26 protein-coding genes and 1 riboswitch are annotated in these 26,082 nt (G+C 55.7%); of the genes, 15 read left to right on the plus strand and 11 right to left on the minus strand.

Annotated features, from left to right (window positions below; all coding sequences use genetic code 11):
- Positions 1-3 precede the first annotated feature (3 nt).
- The 4 genes from ACR0MP_RS20825 to ACR0MP_RS20840 all read right to left on the minus strand — a co-directional run bounded on the left by ACR0MP_RS20825 (position 4) and on the right by ACR0MP_RS20840 (position 4,015).
- Positions 4-537, minus strand: a complete 534-nt coding sequence (locus ACR0MP_RS20825; protein WP_170732617.1) for a TRAP transporter small permease subunit — start codon at positions 535-537, stop codon at positions 4-6.
- A gap of 70 nt (positions 538-607) precedes the next feature.
- Positions 608-1,582, minus strand: coding sequence for a TRAP transporter substrate-binding protein (locus ACR0MP_RS20830; protein ID WP_170393799.1), 975 nt, complete (start codon positions 1,580-1,582; stop codon positions 608-610).
- A 52-nt stretch (positions 1,583-1,634) separates the two neighbouring features.
- Positions 1,635-2,885: an NAD(P)/FAD-dependent oxidoreductase gene (locus ACR0MP_RS20835; protein WP_480886667.1), complete on the minus strand. Its 1,251-nt coding sequence runs from the start codon at positions 2,883-2,885 to the stop codon at positions 1,635-1,637.
- The gene (locus tag ACR0MP_RS20840) at positions 2,882-4,015 is read right to left on the minus strand and encodes an enolase C-terminal domain-like protein (protein ID WP_480886668.1); all 1,134 of its coding nucleotides are present in this window, start codon (positions 4,013-4,015) and stop codon (positions 2,882-2,884) included. The genes ACR0MP_RS20835 and ACR0MP_RS20840 overlap by 4 nt, the downstream gene beginning before the upstream one ends.
- A 96-nt stretch (positions 4,016-4,111) precedes the next feature.
- Here ACR0MP_RS20840 and ACR0MP_RS20845 point away from each other — a divergent pair, with 96 nt between their 5' ends.
- Positions 4,112-5,032 carry a LysR family transcriptional regulator gene (locus ACR0MP_RS20845; RefSeq protein ID WP_170406952.1) on the plus strand — a complete coding sequence of 307 codons (921 nt, stop codon included), beginning with the start codon at positions 4,112-4,114 and terminating at the stop codon, positions 5,030-5,032.
- On the opposite strand, the gene ACR0MP_RS20850 is transcribed toward ACR0MP_RS20845, so the two are convergent.
- The gene (locus tag ACR0MP_RS20850) at positions 4,993-6,687 is read right to left on the minus strand and encodes a thiamine pyrophosphate-binding protein (RefSeq protein ID WP_170406949.1); all 1,695 of its coding nucleotides are present in this window, start codon (positions 6,685-6,687) and stop codon (positions 4,993-4,995) included. The genes ACR0MP_RS20845 and ACR0MP_RS20850 overlap by 40 nt on opposite strands.
- A gap of 111 nt (positions 6,688-6,798) precedes the next feature.
- Between ACR0MP_RS20850 and ACR0MP_RS20855 the strand changes: the two genes are divergently transcribed.
- The 7 genes from ACR0MP_RS20855 (at position 6,799) to ACR0MP_RS20885 (ending at position 13,621) form a co-directional block, all read left to right on the plus strand.
- Positions 6,799-7,503, plus strand: coding sequence for a GntR family transcriptional regulator (locus tag ACR0MP_RS20855; protein ID WP_170406946.1), 705 nt, complete (start codon positions 6,799-6,801; stop codon positions 7,501-7,503).
- The gene (locus ACR0MP_RS20860) at positions 7,500-8,210 is read left to right on the plus strand and encodes an aspartate/glutamate racemase family protein (RefSeq protein WP_170646808.1); all 711 of its coding nucleotides are present in this window, start codon (positions 7,500-7,502) and stop codon (positions 8,208-8,210) included. Before ACR0MP_RS20855 ends, ACR0MP_RS20860 begins: the two co-directional genes overlap by 4 nt.
- A gap of 194 nt (positions 8,211-8,404) precedes the next feature.
- A complete protein-coding gene (pta, locus tag ACR0MP_RS20865; protein ID WP_170511674.1) occupies positions 8,405-9,412 on the plus strand; it encodes a phosphate acetyltransferase in 1,008 nt (335 codons plus the stop codon).
- A gap of 69 nt (positions 9,413-9,481) precedes the next feature.
- Positions 9,482-10,513 carry a putative sulfate exporter family transporter gene (locus ACR0MP_RS20870; protein ID WP_170406937.1) on the plus strand — a complete coding sequence of 344 codons (1,032 nt, stop codon included), beginning with the start codon at positions 9,482-9,484 and terminating at the stop codon, positions 10,511-10,513.
- Between the two features lie 170 nt (positions 10,514-10,683).
- Positions 10,684-11,913 (plus strand): AGE family epimerase/isomerase, encoded by a 1,230-nt coding sequence (locus ACR0MP_RS20875; RefSeq protein WP_480893893.1) that lies wholly within the window; start codon positions 10,684-10,686, stop codon positions 11,911-11,913.
- 144 nt (positions 11,914-12,057) lie between these two features.
- Positions 12,058-12,300 (plus strand): hypothetical protein, encoded by a 243-nt coding sequence (locus tag ACR0MP_RS20880; protein WP_170393778.1) that lies wholly within the window; start codon positions 12,058-12,060, stop codon positions 12,298-12,300.
- A gap of 46 nt (positions 12,301-12,346) precedes the next feature.
- Positions 12,347-13,621: a hypothetical protein gene (locus ACR0MP_RS20885; protein ID WP_170406931.1), complete on the plus strand. Its 1,275-nt coding sequence runs from the start codon at positions 12,347-12,349 to the stop codon at positions 13,619-13,621.
- 310 nt (positions 13,622-13,931) lie between these two features.
- On the opposite strand, the gene ACR0MP_RS20890 is transcribed toward ACR0MP_RS20885, so the two are convergent.
- Positions 13,932-15,413, minus strand: coding sequence for an aminotransferase-like domain-containing protein (locus tag ACR0MP_RS20890; RefSeq protein WP_170406928.1), 1,482 nt, complete (start codon positions 15,411-15,413; stop codon positions 13,932-13,934).
- A 616-nt stretch (positions 15,414-16,029) separates the two neighbouring features.
- Here ACR0MP_RS20890 and ACR0MP_RS20895 point away from each other — a divergent pair.
- The 4 genes from ACR0MP_RS20895 (at position 16,030) to ACR0MP_RS20910 (ending at position 19,540) form a co-directional block, all read left to right on the plus strand.
- A complete protein-coding gene (locus tag ACR0MP_RS20895) occupies positions 16,030-16,530 on the plus strand; it encodes a TRAP transporter small permease subunit (protein WP_170393772.1) in 501 nt (166 codons plus the stop codon).
- Positions 16,531-16,598: 68 nt separating this feature from the next.
- Positions 16,599-17,648: a TRAP transporter substrate-binding protein gene (locus ACR0MP_RS20900; RefSeq protein WP_170393770.1), complete on the plus strand. Its 1,050-nt coding sequence runs from the start codon at positions 16,599-16,601 to the stop codon at positions 17,646-17,648.
- Between the two features lie 160 nt (positions 17,649-17,808).
- Positions 17,809-19,116: a TRAP transporter large permease gene (locus ACR0MP_RS20905; RefSeq protein ID WP_170393768.1), complete on the plus strand. Its 1,308-nt coding sequence runs from the start codon at positions 17,809-17,811 to the stop codon at positions 19,114-19,116.
- Positions 19,117-19,129: 13 nt separating this feature from the next.
- Entirely contained in the window at positions 19,130-19,540 is a 411-nt protein-coding gene (locus ACR0MP_RS20910; RefSeq protein WP_170393765.1) for a universal stress protein, read from the plus strand.
- Positions 19,541-19,610: 70 nt separating this feature from the next.
- Here ACR0MP_RS20910 and ACR0MP_RS20915 read toward each other — a convergent pair whose 3' ends face one another.
- Together ACR0MP_RS20915 and ACR0MP_RS20920 are read right to left on the minus strand one after the other, a co-directional pair.
- Positions 19,611-19,910: a CcdB family protein gene (locus ACR0MP_RS20915; RefSeq protein WP_170406924.1), complete on the minus strand. Its 300-nt coding sequence runs from the start codon at positions 19,908-19,910 to the stop codon at positions 19,611-19,613.
- A complete protein-coding gene (locus ACR0MP_RS20920) occupies positions 19,910-20,140 on the minus strand; it encodes a type II toxin-antitoxin system CcdA family antitoxin (RefSeq protein ID WP_170406922.1) in 231 nt (76 codons plus the stop codon). Before ACR0MP_RS20920 ends, ACR0MP_RS20915 begins: the two co-directional genes overlap by 1 nt.
- 179 nt (positions 20,141-20,319) lie before the next feature.
- Positions 20,320-20,425, plus strand: a riboswitch (TPP riboswitch).
- A gap of 32 nt (positions 20,426-20,457) precedes the next feature.
- Between ACR0MP_RS20920 and thiB the strand changes: the two genes are divergently transcribed.
- Genes thiB through ACR0MP_RS20935 form a run of 3 tightly spaced genes read left to right on the plus strand, consistent with a single transcriptional unit; the run spans position 20,458 to position 23,640 of the window.
- Positions 20,458-21,438, plus strand: coding sequence for a thiamine ABC transporter substrate binding subunit (thiB, locus tag ACR0MP_RS20925; protein WP_170406919.1), 981 nt, complete (start codon positions 20,458-20,460; stop codon positions 21,436-21,438).
- On the plus strand, positions 21,414-22,961 hold the full coding sequence (locus tag ACR0MP_RS20930) for a thiamine/thiamine pyrophosphate ABC transporter permease ThiP (RefSeq protein ID WP_223118454.1): 1,548 nt from the start codon (positions 21,414-21,416) through the stop codon (positions 22,959-22,961). Before thiB ends, ACR0MP_RS20930 begins: the two co-directional genes overlap by 25 nt.
- Positions 22,948-23,640 carry an ATP-binding cassette domain-containing protein gene (locus ACR0MP_RS20935; protein WP_170406911.1) on the plus strand — a complete coding sequence of 231 codons (693 nt, stop codon included), beginning with the start codon at positions 22,948-22,950 and terminating at the stop codon, positions 23,638-23,640. The genes ACR0MP_RS20930 and ACR0MP_RS20935 overlap by 14 nt, the downstream gene beginning before the upstream one ends.
- Here the strand turns inward: ACR0MP_RS20935 and ACR0MP_RS20940 are convergent.
- From ACR0MP_RS20940 to ACR0MP_RS20950, 3 genes are read right to left on the minus strand one after another with little or no spacing between them, the layout of a single operon-like run.
- Positions 23,628-24,146, minus strand: a complete 519-nt coding sequence (locus tag ACR0MP_RS20940) for a putative molybdenum carrier protein (RefSeq protein WP_480886673.1) — start codon at positions 24,144-24,146, stop codon at positions 23,628-23,630. The genes ACR0MP_RS20935 and ACR0MP_RS20940 overlap by 13 nt on opposite strands.
- Positions 24,143-25,075, minus strand: coding sequence for a 4-hydroxyproline epimerase (locus ACR0MP_RS20945; RefSeq protein WP_170406906.1), 933 nt, complete (start codon positions 25,073-25,075; stop codon positions 24,143-24,145). Before ACR0MP_RS20945 ends, ACR0MP_RS20940 begins: the two co-directional genes overlap by 4 nt.
- Positions 25,066-26,025, minus strand: a complete 960-nt coding sequence (locus tag ACR0MP_RS20950; protein WP_480886674.1) for a dihydrodipicolinate synthase family protein — start codon at positions 26,023-26,025, stop codon at positions 25,066-25,068. The genes ACR0MP_RS20945 and ACR0MP_RS20950 overlap by 10 nt, the downstream gene beginning before the upstream one ends.
- Between the last annotated feature and the right edge of the window lie 57 nt (positions 26,026-26,082).

Raw genomic sequence — 26,082 nt, forward strand, 5'->3', positions numbered from 1 at the left:
CTCTTACTCTCCGTGGCTCTGATCGGCCAGATCACGGGTGATGCGGTGATCACCCTTGAACAGGACATGGAACAGGTGATCGGTCAGCGCGACGGCCAGAATGACCGCTCCGATCAGCATGGTAGATTGCGGTATCCAAAGGGCGGTTTTATCTTGCCCCTGGCTGATATCGTTGAACTTCCAGCTCCAGTACACAAAGCGATAGGCATACCAGCAGAAATACCACATGACCGCCGAACCAATCGCAAAGCACCAGATTTCCAGAATTCTGCGAAAGCCATCGGGAACCGCATTCAGGAGAATGGAGACTCTAATATGGCTGCCTCGGTTCAGGGCGTTGGCGAAGGCCAGAAAAGACGCAGCGGCCATCGCATATCCAGCATAGTCTGGCGCGCCGGGAAACACCTCACCGGTCCAACGGGCCAGCATTTGCACAACAATCAACACCAGAATGGCAATCAGGCTGAGCGCCGCCAGAACCCCTGCTGCCAGATAAATGAAATCCAGTACGGACCTGAGCCCTCGCATTGCCGCCATGCTGTCCCCGCTGTGCTTTTTGTGGATTGGGAGCAGACGGCAGGATGAACTGCCGCCCGCATTCGAATGGTTACTGAGAGTTGAACGCGTCGACGATAGCTTTGCCTTCGTCTCCGGCGGCCTCAAGCCATTCGTTGGTCATGGTGACGCCGATTTCTTTCAGCTCATTCGTCATCTGTTCGGATGCAGGACCAACTGTCATGCCGCCATCGCGCAGACCCTGAAGCGTAAAGCCGGTATATTCCTTGGCGCGCCAGTTACCTGCATACTCGGCCAGTTCCGCACAGCCTTTGATGACGTTCTTGTTCGCATCCGAGACACCGGCCCAGACATCCGAGTTCACCATCACGTAGTTGCGCGGCAACCAGGCATCCACTTCATAGAAGTAGTTCAGGCTTTCCCAGACCTTCCGGTCATAGCCGGTCGACCCGGATGATACCATGGAATCCGCTACTCCGGTGGCAAAGGCCTGGCTAATCTCAGCCGCCTCGATGGTGACGGGCAGCATCCCAGTCAGTTCGGCCAGGCGTGAGGTGGCGTTGTTGTAGGAGCGGAACTTGATCCCCTCCATATCCGCAACCGAGTTCACTTCGTTCTTGAAATAAAGCCCTTGAGGCGGCCAAGGCACGGCGTAAAGCAGCGTCAGGTTCTGTTCAGCCAGCAGCTTTTCGATGGACGGCTTTGCCGCATCCCACAGCTTGGCGCTGTCGTCGAACGACGTTGCCAGGAATGGGATCGAGTCAAAGCCGAACAGCGCGTTTTCGTTCTGGTGCCCAGACAGCAGACGCTCACCAATCGGGGCTTGCCCGGTCTGGATCGCACGCTTGATGTCGGCACCTTTGAACAGCGAGCCGGACGGGTGTGTGACGATTTCAATCTCACCACCGGTTCCTGTGGTGACACATTTGGCGAACTCCGCGCCGGTGGCCGAATGGAAATTCGATGCCGAATAGGCCATCGGCATATCCCATTTCTCTGCCATTACTGGCGCTGCTGCGGCAGCCGTCAGAGCGGTTGCTGCCAGAAGGCTTGTCAGTTTTTTCATCATGTTTCTCCCTGTTGAGTTTTGAGACGCCGGCGTTCTTCGCCAGTCATTTCTATGTTGCGAAACGCGAGGGCGCGTAGACGCTCATGTCAGTGTTCGGTGTTCTGCCCGCAATTATCTGGGCCAGAAGTCGCCCCGTTTTCGGCCCGCCTGTCAGGCCAATGTGATGGTGCCCAAAGCCCATATACGCACCGCTAATCCCCGGAGCCTCACCGATAATCGGGATCGAGTCGGTTGGTGCTGGGCGGTGCCCCATCCATTCCACTTCCTCCTTCCATGTCAAACCCGGGAAGGCCATCCGGGCATTCTTGCGCATCAATTCAAACGGCGCGCGTGAGGGTGGCGCATCAAGACCGCCAAATTCCACGATGCCAGCCAAACGAATGCGGCCATCCATCGGTGTGGCGACAAATTTGCCGGAAACCACCATGACCGGACTGCGCGGCATGGCAGAAGGCTCCACCAATTCAAGATGATAGCCGCGTTCGGTTTCAAGGGGAACAGAAATGCCCAAAAGCTTAGCCAAAGGTCCCGACCAAACGCCCGCAGTTACAATTGCCGTATCACATGCGATGGTTTCGCCTGCCGCCCGTATACCGGTTACGCGACCATTTTCCTGAACCACGTCATCGACCGCTGCACGTAGGATTGTGCCCCCATGTGCCTCGACATACGCCGCCAGATCTTTGACGTACCGACCAGGATCCGTGATATGGCCATGATCCGAAAGTTTCGCCGCAAAACCGATATCTTCACTATAGACCGGGTCGTAGGCGTGAAAGCCTGGGCCTTCCAATTCTTCCCATGTGAATCCGTTCCTGCGCCGAATGTCCCAGCCAAACGCATCATCATTGAAATGCGCGCGGTCCTTGTACAGGAACAGATAGTCAGACGGCACGATCCATTTTTCAGCGCCTGTGCCCTCGGCCAGCGCTTTGTGGTCGTTCAGGCTATCGCCAACAATTGGCGTCAAAGCTGACGCGATGCGTTCCACATCTGATGCATTCGCATGACTCAGATATTTTGTTAGCCAAGGAATCAGCTTTGGAAGATACCCCCATCTCAGAAACAACGGGTGTGACGGGCTGAGCAGCATTTTGGGCGCCTTCCGGAGCAGCCCTGGAACAGTCACCGGAACAATCGAGCATGACGCCAATACGCCCCCATTGCCGTGCGAGGTGCCCTCTCCCGGTCCGGCCTTGTCGATCAGGATTACCTCGTGACCATCCCGCTGCAGCCAGATTGCGGCTGAAACGCCAACAATCCCAGCGCCGATGATCGCTATGGTCTTCTTCTCGCTCATGCCCCCACCGCCTTGGCCACTGCATAATGCTCAAGCTTGGTTACATCAGGCCTGTTGCCGAGGCCGGGTGCGTCAGGGACTACAACTTCGCCGCTGCTTACTTGGAAGGGGCTTTCAAGAATGTCCTCTTTCAGGAAGTAGGAGGCTTGATAGAACTCGCAGCCCAACGTTATCTCAGGTGTTGCAGCAATCATATGTGTGCCCGCCAGATGCGCCAATCCGGCCTCGAACATATCACCGCCATAGGCTGTCAGACCATGTGCTGCAGCGATACGGGCCACAGTCTGGCCTCGTGTCGGGCCACTGGATTTCATGATTTTCACTGAAACCCCGTCACAGATACCGTCACGCGCTGCCCGCTCCATGTCTTCGGGGCCAAAGACGCTCTCATCAGCCAGAAGTGGGACGTCAATCATCTGTCGCAACTTGCCCATCATGCTGAATTGATGAGCGCGGACAGGTTGCTCAATGAAATCCGGAGCGAATTGCGCAACATCGCGAACCTGTGCCGGTGCGTCCTCGATACTGAGCCCCTGATTGTAATCAACACGAACCCTGAAATCCGGATGGTTCTGCGCGAGATATTCCAACCGCATGATATCGAAGGCGTGATCCTTGAACCCGGTCTTGAGCTTTACAATCCGAACGCCATCGGCCTGCAATTGTGCCAGCAGCTCAACATCCTGAGCAAAATCCGGGTTCGCAATTGAGCAACTGAGTGGAATGGTTCCCCGGCACTTCCCGCCCAGCAGAGACCAAACAGGAACCTTGCTGATTCTGCCCGCAAGATCCAGCAAGGCGGTTTCCAATGCAGCCTTTGCCTCGGTGCAATGAGCCACGGCATAAGCTGCCTGTGCCATGATCGCTGAACGGTCGCCCACTCTGGCCCCAACCACAAGTGGGCGCAAATAGCGATCAAGGGCTGCATAAGTGGCCTCTGGGGTGCCCGTGAAGACAGACCAGGGGGAGGCCTCACCAAATCCTTCACTGCCGTCCTCGGATCTCAGCCGCAGGACGACGACTTCGCATGTTCCTTCGACGGACCCGATGCCATGATCACGGCGAGACGTCACGGGCAACTCAAGGTGCCAGAGATCATAGCCGATGATTTTCTGTGTCAGATCGCCCATTGCACCCCCTGCCAATGGCCGAAGCCTGCCTTGACGGGGATATCATTTCAAATACTATATTATCTAGAGGTCATCAGGAAAAATGATACCATAGCGATGTCCCTGCGATTTCGTCAGCTACAGGCTTTTCACGCCATCATGGAAACCGGCACTGTCACGGGTGCGGCCTCGGTGCTTGGGATTTCACAGCCCGGGATCAGCAATCTGTTGGCACAGCTAGAGCGCGAAGCTCGTTTGCCGCTGTTTGAACGCAACAAAGGCCGGTTGCTGCCTACGCCAGAAGCTGAACTTCTATACCGCGAGGTTGATACGGTTGTTCGGGGGCTGGATCACGTGGCGCAGGCGGTCACGGATCTGCAGAACAAGCATCCGGGTCAATTGCAGATCGCCGCACCACATCTGCTATCCTTCGGCTTCATGCCGCGTGAGATCGCTCGCTTCGCAGAAAGCCGTCCGAACCTGTCGGTAAGCTTTCAGTCGCAGTATTCCTCGAAGATTCAAGAATGGGTAATCTCTGGCCTATTTGAGATCGGCATTGTCGAGATGCCCATTCTGCATGACACACTGAACTATCAGGTTTTTGAATTCGAAACACTGGCGACCTTTCCGGAAACCAGCCCTTTGGCAGATTATGATGTGCTCACACCTGAAATTCTTGAAAACGAACCATTCATCGTGATGGGGCCAGAGCATCAAACCCACCGACGAACTCGGGACATCTTCCAATCAGCGGGGCGCAACTGGCGGACCCAGATTCACACCCATCTGTCAGAAAACCTGCTAAGTTTCGTCAAGCAGGGCATGGGGGTCGCGATGATCGATCCCTTCACTGTCACCTTTGACGACGAGAGCGGGTATCAAACCCGCCCCTTCCGACCGGCTGTGATGCTTGATCTGGCCATTATCACCGCGAAAGGGCGACCCCTATCAACGATTGCACAAGATTTTCTGGCTCAGCTAACCCCTTCGATCGCCTCTTATGCCACCCATTCCGAAACCGGTGCAGCGGCCTCGTGAAGCGGTTGTGAGTGAATGTCGACCAATGTCGGGCCATCATGCTCGATAGCCTGTTTCAGAACTTTGGACAGGTCTTCGGGATCTTTGACAGTCCATGATTTCACACCAAAGGCGCTTGCAACAGCGGCGTGGTCGGTGCGGTTGAAATCAACATTGTAGTATCTCTGCCCAAACCCTGCGTCCTGTCCGGCCTTGATCCAGCCAAAGACCGAGTTCGAGAATACAATTGAGGTGATCGGCATGTTGTGCCGCACCATGGTTTCGAACTCACCACAGGTAAAGCCGAATGAGCCGTCACCCATCACCGACAAGGTCTTGACCGAAGGCCGTCCAACATGCGCACCCATTGCGGCACCCAAGGAATATCCTAACGCCCCATGCGCCCGGTTGGTGATGAAATGCCGCTCCGGTGTCTGCCAGCGGTAATGCGCGCTGAAATATGGGCATGGCGTGCCGGGATCAGCGACAACAATCGCATCATCATCCAGGATATCCATTAGCGAAGCCATGACAGCCTCGGGCCGGATCGGCGTTTCTCGGCTGGCTGCAAGCGGGGCGAACGCAGCTAATTTGGCCGCCCATGCCGCGTTTGATTTGGCCGCCCCGCCCAGCCTGGGCAGGTCTTGGCGTGCCGCCAATGCGTCCGCCAATGCCTCCAGCGCGAGACGCGCGTCGGCACAAATAGCGACTTCGGTCGGATAGTTGGCTCCGATCACCATCGGGTCACTGTCGATATGAATGATGGTGGCATCGCGCGCAGGGCTTCTCCAGCGCTCGGTCGTGACGGATCCTGCGCGACATCCGATGAACAGAACGACATCCGCCGCATCTACCACAGCGCGGGTGGCAGGCACCCCGCCATTCGATCCGACAACACCAAGCGCGAGCGAGTCTGTCTCGGCAATCGAGCCCTGCCCCGACACGGTCGTGGCGACAGGCATATCCAACAGTCCCGCAACCCGGCGCAGTGCGTCGCTTGCCCCTGATAGAACGGGTCCACCGCCACAAACGGCTACGGCGGATTTAGACTTTGAAAGTATCTCTGCTGCCGCCTCGACCGCATCCATGTCGGGGCCTGCACGTTCCGCCGGATAGCTGCGATGTCTTGCATCCGCCCAGATCTCTGCCTCGTCCACCGGCGCTTTCTGAGTATCGAAGGGCAAGGCAAGATGTGTGGCCCCAGGTGTACCGGTGGTCATTGCACGGAATGCCGCACGAACCATGGCCGGCAATCGCCTGGCATCATCCAGCGACGCATTCCACTTGGCCAGCGGCTTGAACAGCGCGGGTTGGTCCAATTCGGTCAGCGGGTACTTTCCCCGGCTGGTTGTCGCCACATCCGAGGTGATCGCAAGAATAGGAACCGAGCTTTCGTTGGCTTCGACCACGCCAGGTAGAATATAGGTCGCCCCGCCTCCAGACGGGCCTTCGCAGACACCCGGCTTACCTGTCACCCTTGCATAACCATCCGCCATGTAGGCCGCATGACGTTCATCCCGCGTCAGAATGTGCTGAATACCGTGATCCATCCGAGATAGCGCATCATAGAATGGCAAGGTTGTATCACCACATAGGCCGAACATGTGCTTCACGCCATGCGCCTCAAGCATACGGACCATTGCCTCGGCTCCGGTCAGGTAATTCGTTCCTGTCATGGTCGGCGACTCCCTCGATCCAATCTGCACACAGACCTGTATACAGTTTTGTATATTGATTTCAAGACTGGCCTGTGGCACCTGTGGGGCAACGACCAAAAGGCAATACCAATGGCAGGTCCACGCGTTGATGATATCTACGATCAGATGAAGGCCATGGCGGTTTCATTCCGCCTGCGTCCCGGCGATCGTTTGAACGAAGTCGCCCTGTCGAAGGAGCTGGGCGTCAGCCGCACCCCTTTGCGCGAAGCACTGAACCGGCTGGTCGCCGAACGTTTGTTCGACTTCCGCCCGGGACAGGGTTTCTTTTGCCGCCCATTGGATGCCCAAAGCATTTTTGACCTGTTCGAGTTGCGCCAAATCATCGAAACCGCCGCCGTCCGCGCAGCGTGCACCAAAGCCACCACAGAACAACTGCAGGCGCTTCACGACGAACTTTATGCGACGGGTATCGATATCACCGGGCTTACCGTTGAAGAGGCCGTCACGCGAGATGAAGCGTTTCATCTGGGCATCGCCCGGCTGTCTGGCAACATGGAATTGCTGCAAACCCTGATGCGGATTAATGAGCGCATTCGCTATATCCGATGGATTTCCATGAGTCTGGACCGGGTCCAACGCTCAAAAGACGAACATAAGCGCGTCATGCAGGCCTTGATGAACCGCGACGCTGATGAGGCCGCGCAGGCTTTGGGCACCCATATCAACAAGCGGATGGATCAGGTGCAGGACGCGGTGCGCCATGGGATATCAAGCATCTATATGGAAGGGTCCGACGATATCTCGACCCGCATCATTCAGGAGGCGCAGTCATGATCGCGCAGGGCGGAAAATCCATATACGGCGCATCTGTCGGCATCCTGATGTTGGACGCACATTTTCCGCGTATTCCCGGTGATATGGGCAACGCGCAGACATGGCCGTTTCCCGTTCTCTATCGCATCGTGCGCGACGCTTCGCCTGATCTTGTGGTCCGCAAAGGGGCCGAAGGAATGCTTGGAGCGTTCATTGATGCGGCTCGGGAGCTTGTAAAAGACGGGGTGGACGGGATCACCACCAATTGCGGCTTTCTTTCGCTGTTTCAGGATGAATTGGCCGAGGCAGTGCCGGTGTCGGTCGCGACGTCCTCGATGATGCAGGTCGATATGGTGAACCGTGTCCTTCCTGCAGGAAAGCGCGCCGGAATTCTAACAATCTCTGCCTCAACACTTACAGATGAGCACCTGCGAAAGGCACGGGTCCCCGACGGCACTCCGATTGGCACCACCGAAGGCGGCAGCGAATTCACAACCGCTATCCTCAGAAACGCATTGGCGCTGGATGTGGACAAAGCCCGCGACGACAATGTCGAAGCAGCGCTTGCGCTGCAGGCGGGAAATCCCGACCTTGGTGCAATTGTACTGGAATGTACAAACATGTGCCCTTACGCGGCGGACATACAGCAAGCGACCGGTTTGCCTGTGTTTTCTATCGTCACCTTCATCAACTGGTTTCAGGCCGGGCTGAACCCGACGAGGTTCTGATCAAGTGACCCGTAAGTCCAGAGTAGCCGCCGTCTATAGCCAGATGGCGATTCTGGACCTATCGGCAACAGCTTGACGGTGACCAGGAACCAAGCAATCAAGAAACGAAATCGGAACAGCGCCAAAACGACCATCGTCAACCTCAAGGTGACCTGTTCTGACACCACTTAACAACAATTCAGGAACCGAGACGCATGACGAAAACACCGATCGAGTTGTTGGCCGCCAGCGCCTCGGAAATCCGCCCTGTTGTTGCGCTGAGCGAAGGCGCCGATCCGCGCATCGTTGCCGGAGGATTGGCTGCCCATAAGGCTGGTCTGGCAGATATTATTCTCGTCGGACCCAAGGCCGAAGTAGAAGCCGCGCTAGCGGCAGAGGGTGGCTCAGCCGAGGACGGTATTGCCATCCATGATCCTGCGCATTCGGAACTGACTGACGATTTTGCGGCCGAGTATCATTCTCTGCGCAAACACAAAGGTGTCGATGAAGCCAAGGCGCGCAAGGCCGCAGAATCGCCGCTGGTCTACGCAGCTATGCTAGTGCGGATGGGGCACGCGACTGGAACCGTAGGTGGGGCGGTCCATACCACAGGCGATGTGGTCAGAACTGCCATCCAGGTTATTGGAATGAAGCCCGATGCTGGAATGGTATCCTCGTTCTTCCTGATGTACCCGCCGGAGGCCGCTGCTGAAGGCGCGCGCGCCATGCTCTATTCTGACTGCGGCTTGGTGATCGATCCGACATCCGAAGAACTGGCAAACATTGCAGCCGCTTCAGCGGTTTCCGCGCGGGCATTGCTGCAGGAAGAGCCAAAGATCGCAATGTTGAGTTTCTCAACAAAAGGCAGCGCCCAACACCCCGCGGTGGACAAGGTCGTCAACGCAACAGAAATTTTGCGGGCGAAACACCCAGAGTTGAATGTGGATGGAGAGCTGCAATTCGATGCCGCCTTTGTGCCGTCGATCGGTGAGCGAAAATCCCCCGGGTCTTCGGTCGCCGGTCAGTCGAACGTCAAGATTTTCCCTAATCTGGATGCCGGAAATATCGGGTACAAGATGACTCAACGGCTGGGCGGTTATCTGGCGATCGGTCCGGTTTTGCAGGGGCTCGCCAAACCGGCCAATGATCTATCGCGCGGATGCAGCGCGGAAGATGTGACGCAGATCATCGCGGTGACCATCCTGCAGGCGCGCGAACCCTAAACTCGGCAGCCCGCCTGCTTTATCGCGCAGGCCCGCGACCCATTCATTACAAACAAAGGACCATCCGTTATGGCGTCCGCCGATCCCTCAGCCCTATCCCTCACCGAGCGGAGCAAGGAGCGTGTTCGCACGCTCTTTCCCGGCGTCATGATTGCCGTAACCGTTGCCGTCGCCGCCAAGTTCCTGTCCGAGCATTATGCTACCCCGGCCATGCTGCTTGCCCTTCTTTTGGGGATTGCGGTCAGCTTTCTGGGCGAAGAAGGAAAAACCGTTGAGGGGATCGGATTCGCCGCACGCACACTTCTGCGCCTTGGCGTGGCCTTGCTGGGTGTGCGCGTGTCGATGACCCTGATGCTGGGTCTGGGCTGGGACCTGATTGCCCTTGTGATCGTCGGAGTGCTGTTGACCATAGGATTTGGCCTGTCCGTAGCTCGTTTTTTTGGCCACAAATGGCGCTTTGCCTTTCTGACCGCCGGTTCGGTCGCAATCTGCGGTGCATCGGCGGCAATGGCGATCAGTGCAATCCTGCCCAAGGACGAACGCTCGGAAGAGCGTCTGATTTTTACTGTCATGGGCGTGACCGTTTTGTCCACCATCGCCATGATCGCCTATCCGATCCTCGTACGCTCATTAGGGATGAACGATATTGCGGGCGGTGTGTTTCTGGGTGGCACCATCCATGATGTGGCTCAGGTTGTCGGCGCGGGATTTTCGATCTCGGAACAAACCGGAGATACAGCGACGCTGGTCAAATTGTTCCGCGTGGCGATGCTGGCACCGGTGGTTTTGGTCGCTTCACTGATTATTCGTGGCTTTGCTGAAATGGACGCAGACGGGAAACGCCCACCGCTGTTGCCGGGATTCGTGTTAGGATTTCTGGTTCTCGCTGCGGCATCCTCATTCGGATTGATCCCGCCAGCGATTTCAGAATTTCTAAGCCAATGCTCTCGATGGTTGTTGCTTGTTGCGATCGCAGCTGTTGGGATGAAGACAAACCTTAAACAGATCCTGTCGGTCGGTGCAGCCGCAATCGCCCTCATCATAGTGGAGACGTTGTTCATCGCCGTGGTAATTCTGGCCGGGATTAACCTATTAACCTGAAGCAGTTACCAAGAGTTTTCCGCCAACTGCGACGGCTGAACGGCAACCCCTGACAGTCCGGTGCGGGTTTGCCGATTGCCTTCGTTCGCGGTGTTTGGTTCATTGGCGACTGGCGCTTTGCAGCGCTTTTTCGTTCGATTCCGAATGATTCCTCAAGCGAGATGAAGAATATGGACAACACCTTGCCTCTGCCACCTGGCCCGCATTCCGAACCGGGTTTTTGGCTTGATACATCTGAACACCGCACGTGGTTGAAAGATCAGGCTATGCGACAGTTGGCGTTTTTCAGCGCAAGTTGTCGGACCGAGCCAGGATTTTTCATCCTCGACCATGATGGCAGCCCGCTGCCAAACACATTGCAGGAACTGCACACGACTACACGCCTGGTGCATTCTTACGCTCTGGGGCATCTGATTGGATTTCAAGGCGCTGAGCGGATCATCGATCACGGTATGACCTACCTCAACAGCCACCACAAAGACCGGGATCACGCCGGTTACCTTTGGGCTTTGGATGGCGACAACATCAAAGATGATCGCAAGCTTGCCTACGGGCATGTCTTTGTTCTGCTCGCTGCCTCAAGCGCAAAACAGATAGGGCACCCGGAAGCTGACAAACTGCTGACCGAAGTCCGAGATGTTTTGGACACACATTTCTGGGATGATGAGGCCGGGTTGTACTGTGACGAGTGGAACCGCGATTGGACGCCGTTTTCCACATATCGCGGAATGAACGCGAATATGCACGGAGTTGAGGCACTGCTTGCAGCTTTTGAGGCGACAGGCGACGAAATCTATCTTACCCACGCCGGTCGTATTCTGGATTTCTTTATCGGCCGGATCGCTCCTGCTGAAAACTGGCGCTTGCCCGAGCATTTCACCTCAGATTGGCAGATTGACCGGGGCTATGCCGGTGACCCGATGTTCCGTCCCGCGGGCACGACCCCGGGCCATTCGTTCGAGCTTGGGCGACTTCAGCTGCAGCATTGGGATTTATCAGGCCGACCAAACTCGGACGCGCCCGAGTCATCGCGACGATTGATTGAGCAGGCCCTCAAGGATGCATGGCTGCCCGGCGGCGGCATGGCATATACGCTGGATTTTGGGGGTCGGGTCGCAAATGCGTCGCGGTTCTGGTGGCCAGTAGCTGAAGCCATTGGTGCGGTTGGAGCCCTGATCGCACTGGATAAAAGGCAAGAGGATGAAATTTGGTACAGAAAACTCTGGACCTTTGCGAATGAAACGTTCGTGGATCACCAACATGGCGGCTGGTTCCCGGCGGTGGATGAATCCGGTGACATCGTGACATCCATCTTTGACGGCAAACCGGATATCTATCATTCATTGCAGGCTTGCCTGTTCCCGCTATCGGGGCGCTTATCGCGGATGGTGCCGCTTTAGCGCGCGGATTCAAGCAAAGCGAGACCCGCATCGAGCCGGCTCAATTGAAGAGTCGGGGTAAATCTGCTATGTTAAATACATTCAACACCATCCGACGACCTGCGAATTCGGATGCGTTTCTTGACGAACGGATAGGAGAGTTGAATGGCAAATCAAGCACGTGGAAAGCGAACGACCCGAAAGGGCACACTTGAGGTGAGACCACAACCATCGGCCCATTCCGCCCTGAGCGAACGGGCCGGGGCGTCAGGCCTCATGACCCCGCAAATGCTGAGCGAACGCGATGAGCGCGTCTCAAAAACTCGCAAAAAGGGCGGGCCTGCTTTGGAAGAAGATAATTCGGATCAATCCGGCAATGACGCTGATCCGACGGAACTGGATTACTAATCAATTAAGCACATTTTTTTGACATGAATAGATTACGGAGGCTGCTATGCCCTCGACCCATCAGCCAAGGATTTTCAACACAATAAACCTTACGGATTTCGATACTAACGGCCAAACCTCTACTGTGGGCGAGCCGACAGTTTCCAGCAACGGAGGTCAGATTCTGGCCACTGGCAACTGGTATGCAAGTCGGTCACTGGACGGCGGCCAAAGCTGGTCTCACATGAGTCCTTTCACGTTGTTCCCACCTGTTGACGGGGGGTTTTGCTGCGACCAGACCACGATTTACGACCCAAGCCGGGATCTGCTTATCTGGCTGCTTCAATATATCGAACAGGGGGGCACCAACACACTGCGGGTTGCGGTCAAACAAGGGCGCACCTTGGGGAACGACACATGGAACATTTGGGATTTCACCCCCGCCGGGCTTGATCCCGCGTGGAACAATGAGTGGTTCGACTATAATCACGTTTCGTTGTCCGAAAACTATATGTATGCGGGCACCAATGTGTTCTCGGCCGGGGCTAACCAGTTTACCCGCTCGGTCATTCTGCGGATTTCACTGGACGAACTGGCGACCGCGGCAACGCTATCATTCGACATATTCGAAACAGAAGACAACTTCTCTCTGCGCTGCGTACAAGGCGCACGCGGCGCGATGTACTTTGCCAGCCACAACACGAACTCGCAGATCCGCGTATTCAGATGGGCCGAGAACGCCTCGGACGTAGATGAATTCGACATCGATGTCACGCCTTGGTCCGCAGGCAATTATTCCGCGCAGACCACCGGTGGCGACTGGATGTCGCGCACTGATCCACGCATTATGGCTGGTTGGCTGGGACGCGGCGTTCTGGGCTTTATGTGGACAGCTAATCGTCAGACCAACAGGCCACTCCCTTTCGTCAGGACCGTCCGCATTGACGAAGCAACCATGTCATTGATTGACGAACCGGATATCTGGAACAGTCAGATCGCGTTCGCCTACCCCTCAACAGCTGTAAACCGGGTTGGTGATGTAGGGCTTTCGGTCTTTGCGGGTGGTGGGAATTTGCATCCGAGCCATGTTGTTGGCTCATACGACGATATCGATCTGACTTGGCGGCTGGCCCTCGCTCGACGTGGCACAGACACTCCGGGTCTGGGAAAATGGGGCGACTACACCAACTGTGCCGAGGTTGCCGATGATGGCTTCACCTGGCTGGCAGCCGGGTACACGCTGCAGGGCGGGAACACCCAAACTGACATCGAACCAACCATGACCTGGTTCGCACAACAGCGCTATGACGCACCACGTCGCCATCCGCCCGTTATCGTCTAAAACATTATAACCATTTATAATTCAGGGATCTACATCATGCACAGAGCGATTAAATCACAAGGCGTAAAGTCATTCTTGCGGCAGGAAGCCCCCTGGCTACTTATCGCCTTTGTTATTGCTGACCTATTCTACAAATGGGGGTCATTCGCCCTGGAATGCGTCGGCTTTCTGTTGACTTGGTACGTCCTGAGCCTTCTAGCCAGCCTGGTGTCACGTATGCTGTGGGGGGAAAACTCAGCTGTCGGAGATTGAACCATCGATCAATCTTTTTAAGCTTGCGGACTATTGGTTTGCCTCCCGCCCTGGTACATTACGAGTTTGTTGCGCGTAGGTCTGAAATCACTTCGGACAACAGCTCAATCCCTTTTCGGATAGAACCGGGTTGGATTGACGAGACGCCAAGACGAAAGTGGTATCTCCCTGCGGTTTTATTTGAAAAACAGGGCCCGATCGGCTCCACAATAACACCGCGTTTTAGGGCGGCTTGACATATCGTCATGGCATCCAACCGGGCCTCGGGATCAGAAAGCACAAAAACCGTTCCGCCAAATTCGCCCGTTTTCAGGAAATGGGGTAGCTTTTCACGGATCGTCGTATCAGCCAGATGCCAGCGCAGCTCATAATTCTGGCGAACCCTGCGCAACAAGCCATCATAGTACCCCAAGTTGATAAACGCTGCAGCAGTGTGCTGAAGGATCATCGGCGGATGGCGCATCATCATGCCCCGGCAATCGCGCGCGGCGTCAATAAATTCTGGCGCAGCCGCCAGGTACCCCAGGCGCAAACCTGGTGAAAGACCTTTGGAAAGGCTGCCCAAATAGATCAGTCGATCCGTGTCATCCAGACTGCGCAGCGGCAGCAAAGTAGAATGCCGGTAATCCACATCGCATTCGTAATCGTCTTCGACTATGTAAAAATCATACTCTTCAGCGGCCTGCAGCAAGGCCTTGCGGCGGCGCTCGGACATCGTAACGGTGGTTGGGTGCTGGCGATTGGGGGTTACGAATACCAGGTCAGCCTCGCGCAGAAGTTCATCGACGATCAAACCCTCGCTATCAATGGGTTGAAACCTTACATTCCCAAAATTTGCCTGAAGGATCTTGCGTGCATCCGGATATCCCGGATCCTCCATAACCGCAGTTTTATCGCGCCCGCCGAACAACAGGCTGGTGATAAACAACCCGTTTTGCGAACCCAATGTGATCAGGATTGAGTCGCTGGGTTCAAAAATACCGCGACGGGGCAGGATGCGCTGCCGGACCTGCTCGATAAGTTCAAAGCAATCCTCGTACAGCCCGTCCGCTGACCAGATTTTCAGGTGCTTTCGATTCATGGCCAACCGAGTGCATTCGCGCCAATCCGCAACCGGGAATGCGCCATCATCGATTTGGTTGCACACAAACGGATAGTCGTACTTATACCAGTCATTCGGGCGCTGGATGGTTTCGATTTCTTCGGTGCGGCGCAGTTTGTTCAGTTTCTGGCCAATCGATGTGCGCTGTCTGGTGCTGGTTCGCCCAATCGCATCACCGTCCGTGCGAATCCCCACGTCAGAGCAGACATAATAACCCGAGCGGGGCCGGGCCTCGATCAGTTGCTCTTCTTCAAGCTTTCGATAAGCCGCGACGACCGTATTGATCGAAACATCGAGATCCCGCGCCAACCCCCGACATGAGGCAAGCTTTAGTCCAGACGGCATCAAACCTTCAAAAATGAGTCGTGAAATCTGCGAGACGATCTGATCTCGCAAACCGCTGGACTGAGTTTTGTCGATGCTCAACCGTTGTGTCATGTCCTGTCAGGCTCTAGTCGCAAATTCTGCGACGCGATTTGCAAACTGTATCCATGTTTTCAAGTGCTCCATGCAAAGTGGAAACGACGCCAAATTCCCCAATTCTGTACTGGCAATACTGAAAGCAATAGCGCTCTTACTAAAAGCGGGTTGATGATAACTCAAAAAAGAGACTTCAGCCAACGCTATGTTTTTAAAGTACTTATACAGACCAGAGATGTGCTTAAGCAACCTGCGCTGCCATTGTTGAACTTGTAACATCTTAACGCGCGGGACTGAATCGCGGCATCGAACAGTCACTTGGCGCGATGAAATCTGTACCCATTATTACAAACAACTGTATCTTTCTCAGTCGAACTCCTTCGCGTTTGCTGTAGCGATCCGGGAAGTTCCATGTCGAAATCAGGGATCACCCGGGCCGTTCGATGCGACTAGGGAGGGTGACCGTTCGCATGGTTTTGCAGGAGTGGGATATGCGTCGACTCTGTGAACAGCGATTCAGCAGACGTTTCTCTGATGTCCGTCCGAACCCCGACGCGAAGGGTCCGGTACATCAATTCAGCGCACAGATTTTTTGAGGGAGAACCAGATCCATGAAAAACACAACGAGGTTGGCATGCTGATGCGCGGTCTGGAAAAGCTGACAAGCGCAATCTCAGAAGTCATGGGCCGCATCGGCTGGTTTCTCATCTTGTATTGCATGGCGTTTGGCGTGTCGGACGTATTCATGCGCTATGTACTGAACGCGCCCTCCCAGTGGATCGGCACCACATTGCAAGCTGCGATGGTGTTGTTGGCCTGCACCGGCGGCGTCTATGCGTTGCAGCATGACAGTTTCGTCAAACTCGACCTGTTTTATGCAAACGCCAGCAAGCGGTCAAAAGCGATTTTGGATGTCCTGACGGCACCGATTGCAATCCTGTTTCTGGTCGCATTGATCTGGAAGGGTTACGAAGCCGCATCGCTGTCCTTGATGCTTAATCAGAAGACCCCGACATCCATTCCGATCCCGATTTATCCGATCAAATTTGCGATCCCACTCAGCGGTGCAATGGTTCTCTTGGTGGTCCTGAAACACTTGCTCCGCGATCTGCAAACGATCTTCGGGCGCAGTTAGGCACGCTGGCCTGGGCGCCTGCAAATACATACGAAAATAGACTGATCAACTAACGAGGAGGAATTAACATGAAACCAAACAGGTTTGTGCACACAACCATGTGGGCAGGCGCCATAGCCGTGACCGCAAGCATTGCCGTAGCACAAGATGGGCCGCCGGATGAAGTGACCGAGTGGACCTTCCAGCCCGCATTTGACCAAACCGATGCCGGCTGGGACAACGGTCTGATCCCATGGGTTGAAGCAGTTGAAAAAGCGACTGAAGGCACCGTCAAAATCCGTGTTGAGCCCGCAGGGGCGCTGGTCAGTGGTGCAGAGGCCTTTGGCGCAGCGGCGGCTGGACTGACCGATGGCTACGCGGGCTGGGGTTCAGTCTATGGTGGAGACATGCCCGAAGGCATGCTGGCGTTTGGCATGGCCATGGGCGCCGACAACACCGAAGAAGCGTGGGAAGTGATGTGGGGCAACCCCGACTACCGCGTTGGGGACATCGTGCAAGAGGCCGCCAACGCGCGGAACCTGCAGTGGGCAGGCTGGACCAACCAGGGACCGAACGCAATGTTCACCAAGTTCCGCGTCGAAAAACTGGAAGATCTGGAAGGCCGCAAGATGCGCGCCGGTGGACCCCAGGCCATCTTCCACTCGACCATGGGCGGCGCGCCGGTCTCGATGAACGGTGGTGAGATTTACACCGCAATCAAACTGGGCACCATCGAAGGCACCTACTGGGATACAGGCGGCATCGATGACATGTCGTTCCAGGAAGTTATCGACTATGCGATTATGCCCGGCTGGAACCCTGCTCAGCACCAGGAGATCTTCATCAACCTGCAGAGCTGGAACGCCCTGACCGACTGGCAGCGCGAAAAGATCAACGGTGTTTTCGAAGAAACCTATTTCGAAACCAGCCGCATGCATGCGGAAGGTGTCGAAGAAGCGCTTCAAATCCTGCGCGATGCCGGTGGTGAAGTAATCGAGCTGAGCGATGAAGAAGTTGCTCGTATGCGCGAGAAATCCATTGCCGAAGTGTGGCCGCAGGTTGCAGCCGCATCCGAGGGCAACGCCAAAGGCGTGGAAATCTTCAAGAGGTTCCTGGAAGACAAGGCGAACGCGCAATAATCCCGCGCAATGTCATCTTTCCAATATAGCTAAAACTCTTTCGCTGGCCTGATCGTCGGGCCAGCGGACCAGACGGGCGCATGTCAGTGTTAAAAGCACTGCTGACACACAACCCGGCAAAGACCGCGCGAACGGCCACTAGGTAGGGAAACTAAAGATCATGAGCCTCGAACTAATTACAGCGCTGTATTTCTTAATACTGTTTGGGATCCTTTTCATGGGGCTGCCGGTTGCGTTCGGCTTGGGCGGAACAGCGGTTCTATTTGCCCTGGTTTTCGAACCTCGCGCGCTGTTGTCCGTGCCCAGTGCATTCTATTCAACGCCTTGGAATTCGGTACTGGTCACAGTGCCATTGTTCTTGTTCATGGGCTCACTCATAAGATTTTCGGGGATAGCCGAAACGGCCTATGACGCCGTTTACAAGCTGATCGGCCACATTCATGGTGGTCTCGCGATGGGTACAGTTCAGGTCTGTACTGTTTTTGCTGCAATCACCGGCATCACACCACCGGCGACCACCACGATGGGTCAGATCGCCTATCCTTCGATGATGCGCTACAAATATGATCGCCGTATCGCGATCGGTTGTATCGCGGCAGGCGGTGCGTTGGGTGCTCTGATCCCACCAAGCGTTCCGTTCATCTTCTATGGATTGCTGGCCAAGGTTTCGATCGGTGACCTGTTCATGGCGGGGTTGCTACCCGGCCTGATGCTGGCCACGTTCTACACGATCTACATCGGCGTACGTTGTAAAATCCAGCCCGAGCTGGGCCCCGCCCTGCCCGCTGATCAGAAATTCACCCGCACCGAAAAACTGACCGCCGTTCTCAGCATCTGGCCGTTTGCCTTACTCATCATCATCGTTCTGGGCGTCATCTGGGGCGGTATCGCAACACCGGCGGAAGCTGCCGCATTTGGTGCCGCAGGCGCCTTTGTCATCAACCTGATCTACGGCAAACTGACCTGGGAGGTGCTGAGGGAATCGTTGGTGTCCACCTTGAAGCTCAGCGGTATGGGGCTTTGGATTCTGATTGGTGCCACTGTCTATCTTAATGTGTTCAACACGCTTGGCAGCCAGGACCTGCTGACCAATCTGGTTCTTTCCATGCCCGGCGGTGCAACCGGCATCCTGCTGATGATGATGCTGATCATCCTCGTCCTGGGTATGGTGATGGATGATTGGGCCATCATCATGCTGTGCACACCACTGTTCATCCCGATTATCGACGAATTGGGGATCGACAAGCTGTGGTTTGGCGCGCTGTTCATCGTGAACATCCAAATCGCTTACCTGACACCTCCGTTCGGTTTTGTGCTGTTCTGGATCAAAGGGGTTCTGCCCAAGGATGTCAGCATGGGGGATGTCTACAATTCGGTTGGCCCGTTTGTGGCACTCCAGTTCGTTGGCCTGACCCTAATCTTCATCTTCCCGCAGATCGCCACCTGGTTGCCCAACATCCTGAAATAATCCGGAGGTACAGATGTATAACCATATCCTCGTTCCAGTCGCCCCTGATCACATCAACGACTGTGCCAAATCTCTGGATGCAGCAAGCCGCTTGCTGTCGGATGGCGGGACAGTATCGGTGCTGTCCGTTCTCGAAGAACTACCTTCGTATATCGGGTCGTACTTTCCACCCGAGCAGGTTCAGAAAAGCGTTTCTGATTTTGAGGACAAACTGAACGCATCGATGGAGTCTCCGAAGATCGGCACTCATGTTGTTACAGGTCATCCAACAAATTCCATTCTGGATTGGGCCGAAGAACACAAAGTGGACTGCATAGTGGTGGCGTCACACCAACCGGGCCTTTCGGACTATCTGATCGGTTCAACGGCTGCACGTGTGGTCCGTCATGCACATTGCAGTGTCGTGGTACTGCGCGACAAGTAGAGCAGAAGCATAACACCTGACAGGTGTTATGCGCGCAAAGTGGCTGGCCAATGAGGCCAGCTATTGTCGTTCAGAACCCTTGCATCAGCATGTCTACAGCCACGGTGATCTGCTCGAAATCATCTTTCAGATGACCCACTGGTGATTTGAGGAGTCCCACAGGAACAGCAGCCATGAACTGGGTCATCATTACAACCAGCACACCATCTATCAGGAACTCAGGGTTGAGGCGGGTCGCTGGTTTCGGCGCATGTGCTTTTGGTAAAAGCGGCACCACCATGCGGGTATTCAGATCGCTCAAAAGATCGGTTTGCACATCCAGAAGATAGCCATCGCCGGATGGGTTGGGGAATACATCGTATTTCGGCATCAGAACTGACGAAAGCGGTCCAAGGGCAACCCGTGCCGTTCAACATACGAGTTTGAGCTTTGCAGTGCCTCCGCGTTTTCGGCCCTCCACTGTGCTGCCTTCGCAGCGGCAACGGCGGCACGCACTCCTTCTTCGGCGGCACGCGACAGGTTCACGTTCAGCGCTCTGGCCTCGGTGAGCAAAGCGCTATCAAGTGATAGATTGGTCGGTTTGCGTGGTTGAGCGTTCATTCTGTCTTGGCCTCCATGTGCCTGAGAATACCAATATACTATATGCGCGTCAAATATGCGCATATCTCCTAAAGGACTTCTCTGGCTTCTTGGCTCGTTCTTATTGTATTTCACTCAATGCTTATTGAACGAGAACCTAACGATTTCGGTTGAAATCGTCCTCTCATCCCCCTAATCACGACCCTACCTCGGGGTGCGCTAAAGACCGCGCTGAGATGCCAATTGGCAAACCCGTTGAACCTGAACCGGCTAGAACCGGCGGAGGGAAAGGTACAGGTTTCATCCATCCTTACCCTCTCGCCGCATTGGAGGATGATATGAAACATCTGGCAATTGCTGCGGGAATACTGACTGCGACTTCGGCTGTGGCAGCCGATAAGCCCACGTTGACCGTATATACTTACGACAGCTTCGTTTCGGACTGGGGGCCCGGCCCGAAGGTCGAAGAGGCGTTTGAAGCGCAATGCGAATGCGACCTGAACCTTGTCGGCGTCGAAGATGGCGCGGCACTGCTGTCACGCATTCGGCTGGAAGGCGAAAACAGCGACGCCGATATTGTATTGGGTTTGGATACCAACTTGATATCGGCAGCTAAAGAAACCGGCCTGTTTGCACCTCATTCAGTCACTGCCGAGTATTCTCTGCCCATCGAGTGGACCGACACAGTTTTTGCACCCTACGACTGGGGTTACTTTGCATTTGTTCACAATGCAGATTTTGCCGCTCCTAACAGCTTCCGCGAGTTGGCAGATAGTGACATCAAGATCATCATTCAGGATCCGCGTTCATCGACGCCGGGGCTGGGTCTTCTGCTGTGGGTCAAGGCCGCGTATGGCGATGAAGCCCAAGAAATCTGGGCTGACCTTGCTGACAATATCGTGACGGTTACCAAGGGCTGGTCCGAGTCATATGGCTTGTTCCTTGAAGGTGAGGCCGACATGGTTCTAAGCTATACGACCTCGCCAGCCTATCACCTGATTGCCGAGGAAGATGCCAGCAAAGCAGCAGCAGCCTTTGACGAAGGCCATTATATGCAGGTCGAGGTTGCGGCCAAGCTAGCCAATTCCGATCAGCCCGAGTTGGCAGATCAGTTTCTGAACTTCATGGTGTCTGACGCGTTTCAGACGATCATTCCAACAACCAACTGGATGTACCCGGCCGTAACTCCATCTTCCGGTCTGCCCGAAGGTTTTGAAACTCTAACGATCCCTCAGAAGTCTCTGCTGTTTGATCAGGTCCAAGCCGCCATCGCGCGGGAACAGGCGCTTTCGGAATGGTTGGGCGCACTCAGCCAGTAAACCCACTCCCCGGTGTCAGTGCGGCGGCCATCGTTGCCGCACTGATATTGGGCACGTTGTTCATGGTGGCGGTGCGGGCAGATGCAGGCGGCGGGTTTGGTCCCGCCGACTGGGCTGCCTTACGCTTTACCCTGCTCCAGGCGACGCTCTCTGCAATGTTCAGCGCCGGTCTGGCTATTCCGGTCGCCCGCGCACTAGCGCGCCGCCGGTTCACCGGCAGGCGAGTCCTGATCACGCTGTTGGGTGCACCTTTCATCCTACCGGTCATCGTCGCCATTCTGGGATTGCTTCAGGTCTTTGGCCGGGCAGGATGGATCTCGGACGCGTTAGGCTATTTCGGCCTGCCGCCAATTCGAATCTATGGGCTGCATGGTGTCGTTCTGGCCCACGTATTTTTTAATCTACCTCTGGCAACACGCCTGATCTTGCAGGGTTGGCAGGAGATCCCTGCCGAGCGTTTCCGGCTAGCGGCCCAACTTGGGTGCGAAGGAATGGCAATGTTCCGTTTGATCGAATTGCCAATGCTTCGCCGCATTCTGCCCGGAGTGCTGGCCGTGATCTTCGCCATTTGCCTGACCAGTTTTGCGGTTGCCCTGACGCTGGGTGGAGGGCCGCGCGCCACCACGATTGAACTCGCGATCTATCAGGCCTTTACATATGATTTTGACTTAGGGCGCGCCGCCTTATTATCCGCTTTGCAACTTGTCCTGACTGCAGCGGCTGCGTTGGCAGCCTTAAAGTTCTCGCGCGGCGACGGGTTTGGTACCGGCCTGAATCGTGAGATCCGGCGCTGGGATGGCCGAGGACCGCTGTTGGATGCGTTTTGGATTATCACTGCCGCCGCGTTCCTGCTGCTACCTCTGGCATCCGTCACGATTTCGGGTATCGCTGGGCTGTTTGAGATGCCGGTTTTGGTGTTCCGTGCCGCTATAATTTCAATCTGTGTTGCCGCCGCCAGTACCATGCTCCTATTACTGCTGGCACTGCCCATGGCGACAGCCGTCGCGACAGGCCGGTTCGGCATCGTCGAACTTGGCGGACTTCTTGGCCTCGCCGCCTCGCCCCTGGTCATTGGTACGGGTCTCTTTATTCTGATCCGCCCGCTGGCCAATCCGACAACTCTTGCGTTGCCGGTAACCGCGCTTGTGAACGCGGTCATGGCCTTGCCCTTCGCCCTTCGAATTTTGGTTCCCGCAGCGCGCGATGTGTTGGAACGGCACGGGCGGTTGGCGTTGGCCCTGAACATGAACAACTGGTCCTTTTTCCTGCGTGTCATGCTTCCGCGCCTGCGGCCCCAAATTGGCTTTGCCGCGGGCCTGACCGCAGCACTGTCGATGGGTGATCTGGGTGTGATCGCCCTGTTTGCAGATGCGCAGATCGCAACGCTGCCCCTGCAAATCTACCGCCTGATGGGCGCCTACCAGATGCAGGCAGCAGCAGGAGGCGCGCTGCTGCTGCTTATACTATCGATGGGTGTTTTCTGGGTTCTGGATCGAGGGGGTCGCTGGCATGCTGAAGCTTGACAATTGTATCATCGCAAATGGCGATTTCCAATTAAGCGCTGACCTTGAGGTCAAGGCCGGATCCAGCGTTGCGATCATCGGTCCGTCGGGGGCGGGAAAATCAACACTTCTTGAAACTATCGCCGGTTTTCGAGACCTGAGAAGTGGGCACATCCACTGGAAGGATCATGACCTATCGACATTACCACCAGGCAGTCGACCGATGGCAATGCTGTTTCAGGACGGAAACCTGTTTCCTCACCTGAGCGCCGAACAGAATGTCGCCCTGGGCCTAAGGCCCAATGGAGGTTTGACTGCAGACGACCAACACCACATTCAATCGGCCCTCGGCCGCGTTGGCCTGCAGGGAATGGCGGCCAGAAAGCCCGCCGAATTGTCAGGTGGTCAGCAAAGCCGCGTGGCGCTGGCGAGGATCCTTGTGCAAAAGCGTCAGGTGTTATTGCTCGACGAACCTTTCGCCGCCCTTGGCCCTGCCTTGAAAACTGAGATGCTCGATCTGGTCGCTGAATTAGTCGCCGAGACCAAAACCACCCTGCTTATGGTCAGCCACGACCCACGGGATGCGCTTCGGATAACCGACCAAACCGTATTGGTTGCGGATCAAATCGCACATCCACCTGCTGAGACCGAGACACTCTTCAACAATCCTCCGCCAGCACTGCGCGATTACTTGGGCTGAACAAACTGATCCAGACAGTTGTCCAGTACCTTGCGCACGCGCGGGCCAATCTCGGGGGCCTCAGAAGCGCGCGGGCCTGCAATGTTCAGAACAGTGACAGGGTTGGCTCTCAACCAATCCAGCATCTGTTGCGCGCAATCGGCCTTTCCTTTTCTTATATCCACCACCAGATGCGGTTTTTCAGCATCAACTGCAAACTCAACCGTTTTCCGCGTGCCGGGACTGTCTGATCCGTCGATAAAAACAAGCGTGGCGTCACTGGCAAAGACGTTGAGCCTTGTCCGTTCAGCGACATCTTCAGACTTCGTTTCAACAAGCCCGCTGAGATGCGCCGGAATCAACCCATCCTCATTCGTTCGACCCTTCGGCACCCAGCCACCGAAAGGGATGCCGTTTGCGCGGGCAAACTCCAATGCGGCAGTGTCTACGCCGGTTTGTCCACCTGATACGATTTTCTGAACACGACGCCCGAATGGGATTCCGTCTTGCTCCTCTCCCTGCGTCAACGCGCAATACCAAATTGAAACGGATCATTCTGCGCAAAGAAAAGCTTACCCTCTGCCATCACATGCGCCTGGCCAGTTAGCTGAGGGACAATGCCCCCGCCCTGCCCCGGCTGATAGGACAGCCTGTACGAACTTCCGATGATGCTTTCCTGAACGATTTCTTCCCCAGCGGACAAGCGCCGACTGGCCGCGAGGCAGGCCAGCCGGGCCGAGCTGCCGGTGCCGCAAGGCGAACGGTCATAGTCATCGTCGGGGCACAGAACAAAGTTTCTGCTATGGATACCTGCATTCGGTGAGGTGCCCTGAAAGATCACATGATCAACCGGCTCGCCATTTTCCCCGCCAACTTCTTGCGCAATGCAGGCTTCGCGAATTGCGATAGCCATGTCGGTCAGCGGGCGAATGTTCTCAGGCGCAATCGGGATCGGGCTTGGTTCAACAATGAAGAACCAATTGCCGCCATAAGCAACATCGCCGGTGACGGTGCCATGCTCTGCAGTCTCGACCGTCACGGAATGAAGAACGCGGCGGCTTTCAATGTTGGTGACCTGCACGGTGTTGGCGTCCAGCAGATCAATCTTAACCTCACCTACCGGAGTTTCGATTCGGTGCGCGCCAACCTCGATCTGTCCAAGACGCGCCAATGTTACGCCCAACCCGATCGTCCCATGGCCGCACATGCCCAGTACCGCATCCGCGTCAAAGTAGATCACGCCCGCTTTGCAATCAGCACTGACCGGTTCGACAAGGAGCGCCCCGACCATGCCGGGCTGGCCGCGCGGCTCCAGTAGAACAGACTTGTAGAACCGCTCATGTTCCGTTGCCAGTCGCTTGGCGCGTTCAGCCAGTGATCCTGAACCCAGATCAGGCCCCCCGTCCAGAATGACCCGTGTGGGCATTCCACCGGTATGGCTGTCAATCACATGCATTCCGCAATGACCCCACCCTGACGAACCCAATCGGTAAACCACGACTTAAACAAATTGTACTGTTGCTCGCAGTAATTTCGCTGGGCGTCAGATAACACGTCGGTTTCATTGAAATGCAGGCGGTATTCCTCTTCGCCGTTCAGCACCAGCAAATGCTTGTAATAAAGAACAAGGTCTGTGCCTTCGTCAAAACTTGCCAGAACGCCAAATGCCTCGTCCAGTTCGCGCGCACGCAACCGTGCTTCGGCATGTCCCTCTGCTGCCTTTTTCGAAAGCACCGCAAGCAACAATGCCTCTTTGGGCAGTGCAGTTCCTATCCCGGTGATCGATCCGGTGGCGCCGCAATTCACAAACCCATGGTAGACTTCAGTATCGACGCCTACCATCAAGGTGACCTGACCGTCTTGCGATGTGATATGTTCTGCGGCATAGCGCAGGTCGCTCTTGCCCCCGAACTCCTTAAAGCCAACCAAATTCGGATGCTCGGCCCGCAGTGCAAAAAACAATTCCGCACGAGTGGCAAACCCATAGACAGGGCTGTTGTAGATGATCGCAGGCACGTCCGCTGCCGCAGAAAGAATAGCCTTGAAGTGGTTCTTTTGCGCGGCAACCGATGAGCCTCGTGACAGAACCCGAGGGATAACCATCAACCCTGCCGCGCCGACCTTCTGTGCATGTGCTGCGTGCGCCACAGCGGAATTCGAGTTGATGGCACCCGTCCCCACGACAACCGGCAAGCCAGCGTCGACCAGTCGTTCCACGCCCTCCATCCGTTGGGCATCCGTCAGAAGCGGCCAATCCCCCATCGAGCCACAATAGACGACAGCGGACATGCCGGCCGCAATCATCTCTTTGCCCTTTTTGACCAGCGCGTCAAAGTCAGGTGTCCTGTCGGCCTTACACGGCGTCATAAGGGCAGGCATAGTTCCAGTGAAAATAGTCCGGTCCATGAGATATCCGTTTGCTCAGGTTGGTATTGGTATTCTGCGCGAAAGCGCCGTGGCCTA

This window comes from Ruegeria sp. K3, from assembly GCF_056531845.1.

Coding starts and splice junctions, on each gene's coding strand:
- ACR0MP_RS20825 (WP_170732617.1), bottom strand. CDS start 537: ATGGCGGCAATGCGAGGGCTCAGGTCCGTACTGGATTTCATTTATCTG.
- ACR0MP_RS20830 (WP_170393799.1), bottom strand. CDS start 1,582: ATGAAAAAACTGACAAGCCTTCTGGCAGCAACCGCTCTGACGGCTGCC.
- ACR0MP_RS20835 (WP_480886667.1), bottom strand. CDS start 2,885: ATGAGCGAGAAGAAGACCATAGCGATCATCGGCGCTGGGATTGTTGGC.
- ACR0MP_RS20840 (WP_480886668.1), bottom strand. CDS start 4,015: ATGGGCGATCTGACACAGAAAATCATCGGCTATGATCTCTGGCACCTT.
- ACR0MP_RS20845 (WP_170406952.1), top strand. CDS start 4,112: ATGTCCCTGCGATTTCGTCAGCTACAGGCTTTTCACGCCATCATGGAA.
- ACR0MP_RS20850 (WP_170406949.1), bottom strand. CDS start 6,687: ATGACAGGAACGAATTACCTGACCGGAGCCGAGGCAATGGTCCGTATG.
- ACR0MP_RS20855 (WP_170406946.1), top strand. CDS start 6,799: ATGGCAGGTCCACGCGTTGATGATATCTACGATCAGATGAAGGCCATG.
- ACR0MP_RS20860 (WP_170646808.1), top strand. CDS start 7,500: ATGATCGCGCAGGGCGGAAAATCCATATACGGCGCATCTGTCGGCATC.
- pta (WP_170511674.1), top strand. CDS start 8,405: ATGACGAAAACACCGATCGAGTTGTTGGCCGCCAGCGCCTCGGAAATC.
- ACR0MP_RS20870 (WP_170406937.1), top strand. CDS start 9,482: ATGGCGTCCGCCGATCCCTCAGCCCTATCCCTCACCGAGCGGAGCAAG.
- ACR0MP_RS20875 (WP_480893893.1), top strand. CDS start 10,684: ATGGACAACACCTTGCCTCTGCCACCTGGCCCGCATTCCGAACCGGGT.
- ACR0MP_RS20880 (WP_170393778.1), top strand. CDS start 12,058: ATGGCAAATCAAGCACGTGGAAAGCGAACGACCCGAAAGGGCACACTT.
- ACR0MP_RS20885 (WP_170406931.1), top strand. CDS start 12,347: ATGCCCTCGACCCATCAGCCAAGGATTTTCAACACAATAAACCTTACG.
- ACR0MP_RS20890 (WP_170406928.1), bottom strand. CDS start 15,413: ATGACACAACGGTTGAGCATCGACAAAACTCAGTCCAGCGGTTTGCGA.
- ACR0MP_RS20895 (WP_170393772.1), top strand. CDS start 16,030: ATGCTGATGCGCGGTCTGGAAAAGCTGACAAGCGCAATCTCAGAAGTC.
- ACR0MP_RS20900 (WP_170393770.1), top strand. CDS start 16,599: ATGAAACCAAACAGGTTTGTGCACACAACCATGTGGGCAGGCGCCATA.
- ACR0MP_RS20905 (WP_170393768.1), top strand. CDS start 17,809: ATGAGCCTCGAACTAATTACAGCGCTGTATTTCTTAATACTGTTTGGG.
- ACR0MP_RS20910 (WP_170393765.1), top strand. CDS start 19,130: ATGTATAACCATATCCTCGTTCCAGTCGCCCCTGATCACATCAACGAC.
- ACR0MP_RS20915 (WP_170406924.1), bottom strand. CDS start 19,910: ATGCCGAAATACGATGTATTCCCCAACCCATCCGGCGATGGCTATCTT.
- ACR0MP_RS20920 (WP_170406922.1), bottom strand. CDS start 20,140: ATGAACGCTCAACCACGCAAACCGACCAATCTATCACTTGATAGCGCT.
- thiB (WP_170406919.1), top strand. CDS start 20,458: ATGAAACATCTGGCAATTGCTGCGGGAATACTGACTGCGACTTCGGCT.
- ACR0MP_RS20930 (WP_223118454.1), top strand. CDS start 21,414: ATGGTTGGGCGCACTCAGCCAGTAAACCCACTCCCCGGTGTCAGTGCG.
- ACR0MP_RS20935 (WP_170406911.1), top strand. CDS start 22,948: ATGCTGAAGCTTGACAATTGTATCATCGCAAATGGCGATTTCCAATTA.
- ACR0MP_RS20945 (WP_170406906.1), bottom strand. CDS start 25,075: ATGCATGTGATTGACAGCCATACCGGTGGAATGCCCACACGGGTCATT.
- ACR0MP_RS20950 (WP_480886674.1), bottom strand. CDS start 26,025: ATGGACCGGACTATTTTCACTGGAACTATGCCTGCCCTTATGACGCCG.